The sequence below is a fragment of the Lentibacillus sp. CBA3610 genome (genome assembly GCF_013373365.1).
Taxonomy (GTDB): Bacteria; Bacillota; Bacilli; order Bacillales; family Amphibacillaceae; genus Lentibacillus.
Genome location: NZ_CP035925.1, coordinates 819,279 through 833,339, shown reverse-complemented (window position 1 = coordinate 833,339; position 14,061 = coordinate 819,279). Strand labels below are relative to the sequence as shown.

Below are 14,061 nucleotides of genomic sequence, written 5' to 3'. Positions count from 1 at the left end.
CCCTTTAAAATCTTCCATCCCTTTTATTCATTACCTGCACTTTCAGGTGTAATGTCTGTTTCATCTAATTGCAATAGATATTCTGCAATCTTCCCTGCTTCATTCTCTGATACTTCCGGATATTGACCGGTCATCTTATTCCCCGGTTTCAAAGCTTCCGGATCCATAATCCAATCAACAAGGTTTTCCTTGTTCAAGTCTTCAACACCGGCGAGTGTGGAACGGTTCCCATAATTGGTCAGATTTGGACCGATTGACGCAGATGAAGAACCAATCGCATGACAGGACATACAGTTATTTTCCTCGAAAAGTGACTGTCCTTCCTGTGCTACAGCATTTTCCGGCTCTGGTTCCGGATCAGCATTCTGCATATCGTTCAGCCATTGGTCGAACTCCTCAGGGCTTACCGCTATAACTTTAAAGTCCATGAGTGAGTGGGAAGGACCGCAAAATTCAGCACATTTCCCCCAATAAACGCCTTCTTCATGTGCCTCGATATACATTGTGTTTTCGTTTTCCGGGTTCACATCCATTTTACCTGCAATCGTTGGTACCCAGAATGAATGAATAACATCAGAGGACATCATGTTTAAATAAACTCTTTCACCAACCGGAATATAGAGATCCTGACTTGTTTGAACTTCCTGTCCATCGTAATTGAAATGCCACCAGTATTGGTTGCCGGTTACATCGATGTTCAGACTGTCGCTTGCCGCCGATTCATCAGCTAAATCAAACGTAGCAGTAACAGTAGGTACTGCGATAATCAAGAGCAAAATAATCGGAATGACCGTCCAGACAGTTTCTAGTGTCCTGTTGCCTTCAACTTGTTTTGGTATATAGTCTTCCTGGCCTTTCTTCTTACGATACCGGATCAGTACGATTGTATACACAATCATAACAACGGCCAGTACAAACAGCATAATAATGGTAGTCAGAATAATTAAGTATAGTGATTGATCTGCCCCATAGCCTTTTGGATCAAGAGCAGTCAGGTTCTCTTTGCCGCAAGCTGAAAGCACCAGTGCCACAAAACCTAACAGAGCAAAAGCACGGAGTTTTCCCGTCCAACCTTTCATGTATTCATACCTCTCTTTCTGCTTATAGATCATTATAAATTTGTTATAATCATATGAATCACCTTAACTGAAGGGGAATTCAAGTGTTACAAGAACCATCATTAAGAACATAATCGTTAAATAGTTCAATGAGTAGATAAATATCCTGTTTGCCCATTTCAAATCATTCTTTGTGAAAAAACCGCTGATGCCCAGTGCCAGCCATCCAACATTGAGTAATGTCGCTATAATCATGAACGTTGTACCCAATGATGCCATTAAAAACGGAAGTGGCAATAAACATGTAATGTACACAACGATTTGACGTTTGGTTATGGCAAAACCGTGTACTACAGGTAGCATTGGTATGGAAGCAGCTTTATATTCCTTTTTTTTCTTCATGGCCAGCGCAAGGAAATGCGGTGTCTGCCAAATAAACATAATAAGGAATAATACATAAGCTATCATGTGAAGACCCGAATCGACAGCGGCCCACCCGATTAATGGCGGAACTGCTCCTGAAAAACTGCCGACTGCGGTGTTGAGCGTATACCTGCGTTTGGACCACATCGTATACAAAAACACATAAACAACCCAGCCAAATAGAGCAATTAAAGCTGCCTGGATGGTTGTCATCAGAAGAAAAGCAATACCAAGCGCAGTCGACAAAATCCCCATCACGAGAGCACGATTAAGCGGTATGCTGCCTGTTACGGTCGGTCGTGTTTTGGTCCTCGACATAACAGGGTCAATATCAGCATCATACCAATTGTTCATGATACATCCACCTGCAATCACCAGTGCACTCCCAGCCATTGTCAGCAGAAAAACATCCCAATTAGCCATAAAAGAAGCGTTAGTGAAGTGAATTGCCAGCCAAAAACCGGCAAATGTTGTGATTAGATTTGCGTTCACAATCCCTACTTTTATCAAAGCTTTAAAGTCTGCTAAAAATGTCGCAGCATTCTTCCTGGCCACAGCGGATTTATCAAGAATTGGCGAAGAAGTTGTCTCTACTTTATCCATTTCCTTTATCCCCCCTTTTCATCCCCACAAAAGACATTTAATAATCAGAAGGCCTACGACTTATCATACCTAACTGTTCCCAGGAATATCCCCTAAACTAACCCGATTGTATCATGGAATTCACATACATTCTATTTAACTACATTGTGTTACGCGTTTTTGACAATCGTTTAGATGTGACAAATTTGTGAAATGCACACCTAAAATAAAATGAAAGGCTGAAAAGAGCCTTTGACAGATCACATCCAATATATGTAGTTTGCCTTGAGGGCGGGCACGAAAGTATGAATGTAAGCCAATATCCCCTACAATATTTCTAGCAAACAACGGCCAAGAATGCAAGAGTTTTCTACATTTCTACAGTGGAAACGGGTAAAATTTAAAATAAAAGTAAATGAATTTTAGTTGAAGCATTTGGACCAGCGTATTATGATATAAACGTGGCAATATAAATAGACATAAAGTGAGGCAATCTTATGATTAGAATGTTAAAATGGCTCTCTGTAGTTGCTTCATTGGGGATGGTATTTGTTTTAATCGGTGGTGCACTTGTCACAAAAACTGATTCAGGTATGGGCTGTGGTGCAAGCTGGCCGCTTTGTGAAGGACAGCTTTTTCCGTCAGAGATAACACCTGAACTGGTCATTGAACTGAGTCACCGCCTTGTTTCGGGAATCATGGGGGTTGTTGTTTTAGCATTATCTATTTTATCATGGATATTTCTGGGGCATATACGGGAAGTGAAATTTCTTGCATTCATGTCATCATTTTTCCTGATTTTACAAGCATTAATCGGAGCTGGCGCCGTTATATGGAATCAGTCCGACTTTATGATGGCAACACATTTCGGGATTTCACTTATCTCTTTTGCAACAATATTTCTGCTGATGCTATTAATATTTGAGATTGATACAAAATTTGATGCACCGTCGTTGATCATCCAAAAGAAACACCGGGTTGAAATATATGCCATCACCGTATACACGATGATTGTCGTTTATACTGGTGCACTGGTCCGGCACGTTGAAGCGAATTTGGTATGTGGCAGCTGGCCATTCTGCAACAACAATGCACCATTATCATTCTCAAATTACAGCGTCGATCAATGGATTCAAATGGGACACAGATTGGCTGCCGCAGTCCTCTTAATATGGACAATTGTCCTGGCTATTAAGCTGATAAGACAGTATCGGAGCAATCGCATCATGTTTTGGGGGTGGATTACGACCGCCTCACTTATAACATTGCAAGTATTTTTCGGGGCAATGATCATTTTCACAATGCTGGATCTCGGAATTGCCTTAATGCACGCACTCGTCATCTCCATTTACTTTGCAATGCTCAGTTATTTTGTTTTACTGTCATCAAGAAGTGCAAAATACGAGAAAGGGTAACGGCAAATAGCCGTTACCCTTTCTTTTTAACTTTTTAATTGTTGTTAACGGCACAGAATCCATATACTTCGACGTAAAATGACGTCATTAGCTAGCAATATTAGGAAGTTTCTTTAGCCACTGGGCTCACCAGCCGCCCGCGGAAAGCGAAGCGTATCTCCGGAGCGGTATTGTTGCACACAAATATTTCACTATGGTCGCATTCTTTATCAAATGAAACAACACGGTTTACGTAAAAAGCCTTTTTTGTTTATTCAAATTCAATCAGTAAGTCATTGACTGCAATGGTGTCCCCACTCTTTACATATACGTCTTTTATGACACCGGAAAATGGCGCTTGAACAGTTGTTTCCATCTTCATGGCTTCATTTATTAGCAGGTGGTCACCTTTCTGGACTTCATCGCCTTTATCACAAACCACTTTCACAACCGTTCCCGGCATGGTAGCACCTATCTGTTTTTCGTTATTTTGGTCAATTTTCGGTCTCGTTTCAACCTTGGACTTGACACCTTCGTCTTTCACAATAACCTGTCTTGCCTGACCATTTAATTCAAAATAGATAACACGTGTACCGTCTGAACGCGGTTCGGAAATCGACATCAATTTGACAAATAATGTCTTCCCTTCCTCAATTTCCACTTCAATTTCTTCGTCCAATTTCATACCGTAAAAAAAGGTTAGCGTATCCAGCACCGAAATGTCGCCATATGTTTCATGGAATTTATGGTAATCCATAAATACTTTCGGGTAGAGCGCGTAAGAAATCAGATCAAAGTCGGTAATCTGCCGGTCAAGTGATTTGAAAAGGGAATCACGCATTTGCGTAAAGTCAATCGGGTCAAGCAATTTACCCGGTCGTACGTCAATCGGTTCTTTGCCTTTTAAGATAATCCGCTGCAGCTCTTTTGGAAAACCTTGATACGGCTGGCCAATCAACCCTTGTACAAATTCAATAACGGATTCAGGAAAATCAATCGATTCGCCTCGTTCATATATATCATCTTCATTCAAATCATTTTGCACCATGAACAACGCCATGTCACCAACGATTTTTGAAGAAGGTGTTACTTTAACGATATCGCCAAACATATCATTAACCCGTCTGAACATGGTTTTCACTTCATTCCAGCGTTCTTCAAGCCCAACCGCTTTTGCCTGCTGCTGTAAGTTACTGTACTGACCACCAGGCATTTCATGAAAGTATATTTCAGTATGCGGTGCTTTCAGGCCGCTTTCGAAATCCTGATAATGGTTCCGGATCCCTTCCCAGTAATGGGATAATTGTTCATAGGAATCAATGTTCAAGTCCGGCTGGCGGCTCGTCCCTTCCAATGCATGGTAAAGTGATTGGGCACTTGGCTGGGACGTCATGCCCGCCATTGGTGCATTGGCAACATCGACCGCATCAACCCCAGCTTCAATGGCTCGTGAATACATATGGATACCATTGCCACTCGTATCATGTGTATGCAAATGAATCGGCACATCAACTGATTCCTTCAACGTGGAAATAAGCTGATACGCTGCTTCCGGTTTTAAGAGCCCTGCCATATCTTTGATACCAAGGATATGTGCACCTGATTGTTCCAGATCCTTTGCCAGATTTTTGTAATAGTCAAGATCGTATTTTGATCGCCCTACATCCAGAATATTGCCGGTATAGCACATGGATGCTTCTGCAATTTTGTTATTTTCCCTTACTGACTGGATGGCCGGTTTCATACTCTCAACCCAATTCAAACTATCAAAAATACGGAAGACATCAATGCCTGCTGTGGCACTTTTTTCAACAAATTCATTAATCAGGTTGTCCGGATAATTTTTATATCCGACGGCATTACTTGCACGGAGGAGCATCTGCAATAATACATTCGGCATTTTCTCACGCATCTTTAATAACCGCTGCCATGGATCTTCTTTGAGGAAGCGGTAGGCAACATCGAATGTCGCACCTCCCCACATCTCCACAGAGAACAACTGTGGCAGCAAGCGGGCAGTCGGTTCGGCAATCTGTACCAAATCTTTAGTTCTGATCCGTGTAGCGAGCAGCGACTGATGCGCATCACGGAATGTTGTATCTGTAAGCATGACTTTATTATGCTCTTTCAGCCAAGCTGCCAAATATTCCGGTCCGTGGTCATCAAGAATCTGTTTCGTTCCATCAGGTATTTTCTCCTGCTGATTAACCTCAGGGACCGGTGGTGAAATCAAAGAAGGCTTTTCTTTTTTAGGAAGGCCTTCAAAGCCATTCACGGTCGTATGCCCGATATACGTCAGCATTTTTGTGCCACGGTCTTTTCGTTTCGGGAATACAAATAATTCCGGTGACTGGTCAATAAACGTTGTACTGTATTCACCCGTTAAAAACTGTTCATGTGAAATAACATTTTCCAAAAATGGAATATTCGTCTTAATACCACGTATGCGGAACTCTTTCAAATTTCTGACCATTTTTTGTGCAGCCTGTTCAAAAGACAGCGCCCATGTCGAAACCTTGACCAATAATGAATCATAGTGCGGTGAAATAACCGCTCCTTGAAATCCATCACCGGCATCAAGACGCACACCAAAGCCGCCGCCTGTCCGGTATGCCATGATTTTTCCGGTATCCGGCATAAAGTTATTCAGCGGATCTTCTGTTGTGACACGTGACTGAATAGCATAGCCCAGTGTTGTCATGTCCTCCTGCTCAGGGATCCCAATGGAAGAATCATGAATATTTTGCCCTGCAGCTATTTTAATCTGTGTCTGAACAATATCGACACCTGTTATCATTTCTGTAATGGTATGCTCAACCTGTACACGCGGATTAACTTCTATAAAGTAATAAGCATCTTCTGTCACTAAAAATTCAACTGTACCGGCGTTCAAATAATCCACATTCTGCATAAGATCAACTGCTGCCTGGCAGATATCATCTCTCAAATTCTCCGGCAGTGAAACACTTGGTGCGGCCTCAACCACTTTTTGATGCCGGCGCTGGACCGAGCAATCACGATCATACAAATGAACCGTATTTCCGTGTGAGTCGCCGATTATTTGAACTTCAATATGTTTCGGATTTTCAATTAATTTTTCCACGTATACTTCATCACTGCCAAAGGCTGCTCTCGCTTCGGATTTTGCCCGGTCAAACGCTTCATCAAGCGACTGCTCATTTCGGACAATCCGCATACCTCGGCCGCCGCCTCCCAGTGAAGCTTTAATGATAATTGGATAACCGTGCTGTCTGCCAAACGCTTTAACCTCATCCAATGATGAAACAGGGCCATCACTTCCGGGGATAACCGGCAATCCTGCATTAACAGCCTGAGTTCTCGCCTTCACTTTGTCACCAAACATGTTTAAATGCTCACTGGTCGGCCCAATGAAAACAATGCCCTCTTCTTCACAGCGTTTAGCGAATTCGATATTTTCAGACAGAAAACCGTAACCCGGATGAATGGCATCAACGCCTTTATTTTTGGCAAGCTCAATAATCCCCTCAATATCCAGGTATGCATCAATCGGCTTCTTTCCCTCACCGATCAAGTAGGCCTCATCAGCTTTATATCGATGATAGGAACTGATATCCTCCTGTGAATAGATGGCAACTGTACGAATATTAAGTTCAGTACATGCACGAAAAACACGTATAGCAATTTCTCCACGATTTGCTACTAGAACCTTATTGATCTGTTTTCTCTCTCCCATGTTCTTCCTCCTCTATTACGGAATTCTCTATTTTCAGATACCTCTTTATTAACTGGGACGGGTTCCTGTTCTTGCTGCTTAACTGACTTCGCAACGTTATTCATAATCCCCATAGCAATCATCATAACAAGAAGGGATGACCCTCCGTAACTGACAAACGGAAGCGGAACACCTGTAATGGGAAGGATACCGGTAATGGCCCCTAAATTAATGAATGCCTGAATACCTACCATTGATGATATGCCAATTGCCAGTAATGACCCAAAACTATCGGAACACTTCCTGGCGATAAACAGTCCCCGTATAACAATAATGGATAACATCCCGACGACAATAATCACACCAACAAACCCTAATTCTTCCGCAACAACGGCCATTATAAAGTCAGTATGCGGCTCCAGAAGAAACCCAAGCTTTTGAACACTCTGTCCCAGTCCTTCTCCGGACAGACCGCCGCCACCAATAGCTAAATATGACTGAATCAAATGATAGCCATCATCATCCGGATCTTCAAATGGCTGGAAAGCACCTGCAAATCTGCTGATACGTTCGTCAGTTACCATACTCGGGATTGCAAATGCAACCAGTGCCAGTCCAACAAATATGAGGATGAATAGATGCTTGAAGCGAATACCAGAGCTAAAGATGACAGAACAGGCAATTAAAAATATAATCGCAGCTGTTCCAATATCAGGCTGCTGCACAATTAAAGCTAAAATGACTGCTGTTAAGATTAATGGAGGCAATACACCTCTATTAAACTCATTAATATAAGCTTGTTTTTTTGAATACACAGAAGCAAGGTAAATAATCAATCCCAATTTAGCAAACTCTGCCGGCTGAAGACTGATCGGCCCAAAATCAAACCATGACCTGGCATTATTGACGGTACTGCCAAAAATAAGTACCGCACCCAGCATTACAACAACAAATATAATAATCAGTTTAATTAATTTTTGATAATGCCTGTACGGAGTTAAACTTGTCAGAACAAACCCCGTCATCGCCATTAAAAACCATTGGATTTGCCTTACCAAATAATGCGTGCTTTCATTACCTTCGACTACTGCTAAGACCATACTGGCACTATAGATCATGACAATTCCAAAAGCCGCTAAAAGGACTGGCGTTATCATTAGCGTAAAATCATAATCTTTTAATTTTTTGACCATCTTATTTCTCCCCAGTATATGTAACAGCAGATGAAACAGAATATTTTTAAGTATAACATATATTTTCAACCAATATTTCAAATAATGTCAATCATCTGCTTTGTTAATGGCTGCAACGTTTAAATAAAAAAACCTTGCCGCTGTCCAATCAGGCAAAGTTTTCACTGCACTAAATAAATCATCACACAGAATTTTGTGCTGCCTCATGCAATCTATTGAGCTGCCTTTCCAAATTTTCGAGAAGCGCTTTACCTTCACTCTCATCGATTAAGTTTAACCGTACAGCAAAATCAATTTCTCTTGAAAGACCAAACATTTGCGTGTCCAAAACCTCTTCATATAGAGGGCATTGCGGCTTTGTCAGATTCTCTATCTGCACTTCTATAAGCTTGTGTATTTTAGCTGCATCAGCCTTCAGAAGGGCATAAGCTTTTTCACGATGTGTTTCTGTCACCTCTGGAATCAATAATATCCCTCCATTAAAACACTTCCTTATAAATAATATTATCGTTTGTACTGTGAAAATGCAAATGAAATTCAGCATATAGGCCTTTTTAAATAAAAGAAATTTTATCATTGTCACTGATGGAAGTTTCGCTTCATTTCTGCTATCCTTACCTGAGAATACATAATTTGTGAGGTGTCGAACCATGATAGTACCAATAACCGGAAATGTCACATATAGCATAACATTAGATCCAACTGTATGGATTTTTGATGACCGAAAAATATTACTTGATGAAGCGTTTAACGGTGGGGAACATAAGCAAGAAGACGAGGATGAACTTGTAAAAGCGTCCAGGCGATGGGATCAGGCAGTATACCAACAGAAGATAAATCCGCCTGTTAACAAAAGTGTCTCCCGGATGGAAGGGCAAAAATTCCTGGAAAATTCCTATGTTATGCCAATAGCAGAATTTTTAAACTATAGTAAAGCTAAAGAAGACGCTGACAGTGCCACACTTGAAACGTTAAATGGTGAAGAAACCATTTCACTTAAAGCACTTGAAGAAAGTTACTTATTATTTGCCCTGGACGGAAAACCACTGAAAGAAGACGGACCGGTTCATTTATTATACAAGGACGGATCCAACCGTGAAAACCCGATAAAAGGTATTCAAAAAATAATTATTAAGTGATTTAAAAAAGCTGTTCACATTTTCATGGTGGACAGTCTTTTTTCGTATAATCTATCCTTGATAAACCAAACTAATAAGACAGTCCCTTCCGTATTCATAACAAAGGAGGAGTATAAATGCTGCTACGCTTAGGAATACTGTCTTTCTTGAGTTTCACACTTTTAATTGGATGTCAGCAAAATCAGGATGAACAATCATTGCCGGAAGAAACGGAGAATAACGACCGTTTTATTCAGGTTGAAGATTCGGATCCTGTTGAACAACAACGTTTAACAAACAACGAGATTGCCACCCATTTATCAAATGTTGCAAGTGATGTCCCTGACGTGGAAAATGCAACCTCTGTTGTTGCGGGACCATATGCTGTTGTCGGTATCGACGTGGATAAGGATCTGGACCGTTCGCGTGTCGGCTCCATCAAATATTCTGTTCTGGAAGCACTGCAAAAGGACCCCTATGGAAAAACAGCGGTCGTTGTAGCTGATGGGGACGTTGTTGAAAGAATCCGTTCAATGGGCGATAAAATGGCACAAGGTTATCCTGTAACTGGAATTGTCGATGAACTATCAGCAATCGTTGGAAGATATATGCCGGAAGCCCCAATTAATGAGGACCGGCCAAAAGAAGGCGATCAAAATAAAGAATCTATCCCGGAAGACGAAGAACAGCAATTGGATGATGTGGAAGAAGAACAATCCAATCACCATAATGAAGAATAGCAAAAGCGGGAGTTTGATCACAATCGTATTTCCTGATTTCTCACCGTTAAAACATGAGGTGCTCCCCATTTTGTTGGGATAGCACCTTCCATTTTATTAACGATTCAACTTTTCATTCTTGTCTTCCTTCACCTTATTATAGTAATCCACGCCAAACTGGGACCCCTCAGATACCATTTTGGAATTTTCCAATTGAGCCATGTCTTTTTGCTTGGCCTGGTCTGGTGCACCTGCATCCTCAAATGTTGTATCACGTTCATGATCGTTTTCACCGTTCCTGATTTTTTCGGCAGCCGTTTTTAATTTTGATTTAATTTTATCCCGGTTTTCAGCGTTTCTTAGAATATACCCGGTGATTCCCGCTCCAACTGCTCCAGCTGCTGAAGCAATATAACGTTTTTTCATCAAATCACCCTTCCCGATTAATGTCATATTAATTATCTTTTCCCAAGTGTTTTGACATTGAAACATTCGCTTTTATATAACGCCCTGTCATGTTATAGTTATTGAATGAAGCCTATTATTTGAGGTGAAAAAATTATGAAAGTACAATGCGTATTATGTGATGTATTACATGAACTAGAAGATAACGCACTGCAGGCCAAACGCTTACGAAACCGCAGAATCCATATGTATTTGTGCCCGGAATGTTACGAACGTATTGATAATAATACCAAAAAAAGACATGCCACTGGAAGCTTCCGGTTGTATGATCCGAAAGAAAAGAAACGCGATTTAATTTAAAGCTGCTTTCTAAAAGATTGTAGTTCATTGCCACTAAATCCATAAATTGTGATGTAAGTGCTTTTTGATTTCGGCATCGTTTGTTGCTTTCTCCCCCGCAGCCCGTACATCCGGAGCGGTATCATTGCACTCAAAAAATTTTCAGTGTCGCAGTTTATATCGACTACGAAGTTAACAAGCAGAAGAGTTTAAGAAAAGAGCCTAATCTAAAAAACTCCCGAATCAGGGAGTTTTTTTAAGCATGTTTTGATTTTCGCTCCCTGTGAAGTCTGAAACGATATAACCCCAGAACAGCGCAAATCACGATTAAACTGTCTGTTACCGGATAGCCGACAATACTGAATAAATTCAAAACAAGCATACCAACTGTCAGCATGATATAAACAAGAACTGATTTTAAAGTCGGCAGCTGCTTAGCGAATCCAAGTTTATACGCAATAGCTGCCAGAACCAGATTGATAATGTAAAATGTCCAAAAAACGTTAATACTGTCCTGATAATTTAAGATTAACTCATATATCAAACTAAAACTTGTCTCCATCACTATCCCCCGTATATCACATTCGAAAAAGCTTTATTTCATTTCTTTATACATCATACTAAATCTTTAGTCACCACGCCAGTTAAAAATCGACAACTTTTGAACATAAAATCCATTTAGTATATACTGGGTCATGGAAATTGAGGTGCTATTTATGAAAAAAATTGACGTTCCCATGCTGCTGTTGGCAACATTAGTTATTTTAATGTTTGTCTTAGTCGGAATCGCAATTGCGTTTCGGAACATTTGGCTGGTCTTATTATTTATCATACTCGGATTCGCTTTTATGGGATTCGGCTTGTCCCGGAAACGCAAAAGAAAGTGACATCACTCAGTTGTCACTTTCTTCCTTTTTCCATATAGTCGTTGATTATTTTCTCCTGAACAGCCGGGTTACAGGTCAAAACAGAATTCTTTTGCAGAAGATTAATCGGCTCACCGAAAGCATTCGTTGTCCTGCCGCCAGTTTCATTAACAATAACAATTCCTGCTGCGATATCCCATGGCGCAAGATCCATTGTCATATAGCCATCCATTATACCTTCTGCAACGCTCGCAAACTCCAACGCTGCTGACCCATATGTTCTTGACCCCCTGACAGTCTTAACCAGGTCTTGTATCACTTTTTCATCCACCAAACGATTGTCACAAAGCCAAAAATGATTTAACCCTAAAATTGATTCATAAATATTTTTTTGCATGGAAAGTTGCGGTAACACTGTGTGATTTTTATAGGCTCCTTCGTCCCGCTTTGCACTATATAATACATCAGCCATAACATCATATATAAAGCCGATTTCGCCAATCCCATCATGATAAATCCCCACAGATATGGCAAAATTCCTTTTCTGATGAACAAAATTCATCGTCCCGTCAATAGGATCAATTATCCAGACAGTTCCATCAAGTGCTTCCAATGCATCACCATACCCTTCTTCACTGAGAATGAAATGATCCGGGTAGGTTTTCCTGATATTTGCCATAAAAAAATATTCTGTATTTCTGTCCATTGTCGTTACAAGATCATTCCGGTCTGCTTTTGTGCTGATGGTCAGAGGGTCATAAATTTTATTTCTGATTGTTTCGCCGGCTTCGAGGACCCAATCTTTTGCCTGCTGAAAAAGTTCGTCACGAAATGTCAAGTTCATCTGTATCCCTCCAGTTTGTCAGTCTGATACCATCATACCAAATTGGAAGGCAATAAGCACATTCATACCCCTGATTTTGCAAATTCCGGCAGTAAAAACCTAAACAAGCAAAATGAGTCGTCTTCATATGTAATTTGATGAGGATGGCACATTTGGCCGGCATATACTCATATGAAAAAGGCATGCCTTTTGAAAACACCTTATTCTTTCCTGGAAAGTTCCAATAACTGACGTCGTAATTTTTTCAGTTTTTCTTTGGATTTAATGATCTGAACGTTATCATTTGCTTGCATAGCATCATATAACGTCATGAGTTCATAATCAATTTCAATACGAATAACAGGCAACTTTTTGCGATCTATTTCTTTTCTCAGATCTTCTATGACGTATTTCATGTCATCTCCACAACCTTTCGGGTAGCTTTTAATATTTATATGCTTCTTAATTGTCCATTGTTCATAGAATTCATAAAGTGAAACTTCAATCATCGGAACGGTTTTATCCGATGATTGTTAGTTGAACAGAATCGGACAGTTAGCCGCCGTTTTTGGGCGGGTTTACTGTCCTTTACATGCGGGATAAAGTGAAACTTCAATCATCGGAACGATTTTATCCGATGATTGTTAGTTGAACAGAATCGGATCTTTACCGCAGATTCAATTTTGTTATTGAATTCCCTTATTGTGAATTTTAAACATATTCGGAAGATATAACTTGACCAAACTGTGTTTTTGAACAATAATAATGACTGTAATCGGTTAGAGAACGATTGAAAGGATGGTTTGATGACATTCACAGGATTTTCGAAAAAAGATTTTGAAGTGTTCTCCATCGATGGCCTGGATGAACGCATGGCGGCCTTACGGGAAAATATCCAGCCGAAGTTCAAGGCAATTGGTGAAGAACTTGCAGAAGACATATCCAATATTACCGGACAAGATATGTACGTGCATATTGCGCAGCACGCAAGACGAACAAAAAACCCGCCGAACGATACATGGATGGCATTTTGTCATAATAAACGCGGTTATAAAAAACATCCGCACTTCCAGATTGGGCTATGGGATGATCATTTATTTATGTGGCTTGCCTACATTTACGAAATGCCGGATAAACAGGAGATAGCCAAATCATTTCTGGCCAACATAGACGATATCCGGGAATCTATTCCTGATCACTATGTCATTTCACACGATCATACCAAAAAGGATGCAGTGGAGACGAGTAAAGCCAATTTAGAAAACACCCTGACAAGACTTCAGAATGTGAAAAAAGCCGAATTTCTAATCGGGCGCAACTTTAAACCGGACGATCCCATTTTACAGGATGGACAAGCATTTTTAAACGAAGCTAAAAACACATTCGAAACACTCGCACCCTTGTATAAAATATCAATGGGATAATTGGATGCAGAAAGGCTGGCTGT

Annotated in this window: 15 protein-coding genes; 6 read left to right on the top strand and 9 right to left on the bottom strand. The window is 40.5% G+C overall.

The features are described 5' to 3' along the window. Positions 1–23: 23 nt before the first annotated feature. Both coxB and cyoE read right to left on the bottom strand, forming a co-directional pair. The gene (gene coxB, locus Len3610_RS04225; protein ID WP_176446856.1) at positions 24–1,079 is read right to left on the bottom strand and encodes a cytochrome c oxidase subunit II; all 1,056 of its coding nucleotides are present in this window, start codon (positions 1,077–1,079) and stop codon (positions 24–26) included. Positions 1,080–1,142: 63 nt separating this feature from the next. Then, the gene (cyoE, locus tag Len3610_RS04220; RefSeq protein WP_176446855.1) at positions 1,143–2,084 is read right to left on the bottom strand and encodes a heme o synthase; all 942 of its coding nucleotides are present in this window, start codon (positions 2,082–2,084) and stop codon (positions 1,143–1,145) included. 476 nt (positions 2,085–2,560) lie between these two features. Here cyoE and Len3610_RS04215 point away from each other — a divergent pair, with 476 nt between their 5' ends. Beyond that, the gene (locus tag Len3610_RS04215) at positions 2,561–3,478 is read left to right on the top strand and encodes a COX15/CtaA family protein (protein ID WP_176446854.1); all 918 of its coding nucleotides are present in this window, start codon (positions 2,561–2,563) and stop codon (positions 3,476–3,478) included. A 250-nt stretch (positions 3,479–3,728) separates the two neighbouring features. Here Len3610_RS04215 and pyc read toward each other — a convergent pair whose 3' ends face one another. The 3 genes from pyc to Len3610_RS04200 form a co-directional block, all read right to left on the bottom strand. After that, positions 3,729–7,172 carry a pyruvate carboxylase gene (pyc, locus tag Len3610_RS04210; protein ID WP_176446853.1) on the bottom strand — a complete coding sequence of 1,148 codons (3,444 nt, stop codon included), beginning with the start codon at positions 7,170–7,172 and terminating at the stop codon, positions 3,729–3,731. Next, entirely contained in the window at positions 7,139–8,344 is a 1,206-nt protein-coding gene (ftsW, locus tag Len3610_RS04205; protein ID WP_176446852.1) for a putative lipid II flippase FtsW, read from the bottom strand. The genes pyc and ftsW overlap by 34 nt, the downstream gene beginning before the upstream one ends. A 181-nt stretch (positions 8,345–8,525) precedes the next feature. After that, the gene (locus Len3610_RS04200) at positions 8,526–8,807 is read right to left on the bottom strand and encodes an Fpa/YlaN family protein (protein ID WP_176449545.1); all 282 of its coding nucleotides are present in this window, start codon (positions 8,805–8,807) and stop codon (positions 8,526–8,528) included. 187 nt (positions 8,808–8,994) lie between these two features. On the opposite strand from Len3610_RS04200, the gene Len3610_RS04195 reads away from it, so the two are divergent. Continuing rightward, positions 8,995–9,483: a hypothetical protein gene (locus tag Len3610_RS04195; RefSeq protein WP_176446851.1), complete on the top strand. Its 489-nt coding sequence runs from the start codon at positions 8,995–8,997 to the stop codon at positions 9,481–9,483. Positions 9,484–9,599: 116 nt separating this feature from the next. Then, positions 9,600–10,202, top strand: a complete 603-nt coding sequence (locus Len3610_RS04190; RefSeq protein WP_176446850.1) for a YhcN/YlaJ family sporulation lipoprotein — start codon at positions 9,600–9,602, stop codon at positions 10,200–10,202. A gap of 96 nt (positions 10,203–10,298) precedes the next feature. Here Len3610_RS04190 and Len3610_RS04185 read toward each other — a convergent pair whose 3' ends face one another. Then, positions 10,299–10,607, bottom strand: a complete 309-nt coding sequence (locus Len3610_RS04185; RefSeq protein ID WP_176446849.1) for a hypothetical protein — start codon at positions 10,605–10,607, stop codon at positions 10,299–10,301. A gap of 135 nt (positions 10,608–10,742) precedes the next feature. On the opposite strand from Len3610_RS04185, the gene Len3610_RS04180 reads away from it, so the two are divergent. Next, the gene (locus Len3610_RS04180; protein WP_176446848.1) at positions 10,743–10,946 is read left to right on the top strand and encodes a YlaI family protein; all 204 of its coding nucleotides are present in this window, start codon (positions 10,743–10,745) and stop codon (positions 10,944–10,946) included. Between the two features lie 235 nt (positions 10,947–11,181). Here the strand turns inward: Len3610_RS04180 and Len3610_RS04175 are convergent, their stop codons facing one another. Continuing rightward, positions 11,182–11,487: a YlaH-like family protein gene (locus Len3610_RS04175; RefSeq protein ID WP_176446847.1), complete on the bottom strand. Its 306-nt coding sequence runs from the start codon at positions 11,485–11,487 to the stop codon at positions 11,182–11,184. Positions 11,488–11,641: 154 nt separating this feature from the next. Here Len3610_RS04175 and Len3610_RS04170 point away from each other — a divergent pair, with 154 nt between their 5' ends. Then, positions 11,642–11,812 carry a DUF5325 family protein gene (locus Len3610_RS04170; protein ID WP_176446846.1) on the top strand — a complete coding sequence of 57 codons (171 nt, stop codon included), beginning with the start codon at positions 11,642–11,644 and terminating at the stop codon, positions 11,810–11,812. Positions 11,813–11,825: 13 nt separating this feature from the next. Here Len3610_RS04170 and Len3610_RS04165 read toward each other — a convergent pair whose 3' ends face one another. Together Len3610_RS04165 and Len3610_RS04160 are read right to left on the bottom strand one after the other, a co-directional pair. Then, positions 11,826–12,635 carry an inositol monophosphatase family protein gene (locus Len3610_RS04165; protein ID WP_176446845.1) on the bottom strand — a complete coding sequence of 270 codons (810 nt, stop codon included), beginning with the start codon at positions 12,633–12,635 and terminating at the stop codon, positions 11,826–11,828. A 200-nt stretch (positions 12,636–12,835) separates the two neighbouring features. After that, positions 12,836–13,030 (bottom strand): hypothetical protein, encoded by a 195-nt coding sequence (locus tag Len3610_RS04160; RefSeq protein ID WP_176446844.1) that lies wholly within the window; start codon positions 13,028–13,030, stop codon positions 12,836–12,838. A gap of 390 nt (positions 13,031–13,420) precedes the next feature. Between Len3610_RS04160 and Len3610_RS04155 the strand changes: the two genes are divergently transcribed. After that, a complete protein-coding gene (locus Len3610_RS04155; RefSeq protein ID WP_176446843.1) occupies positions 13,421–14,038 on the top strand; it encodes a YktB family protein in 618 nt (205 codons plus the stop codon). The last annotated feature ends 23 nt before the right edge of the window (positions 14,039–14,061 follow it).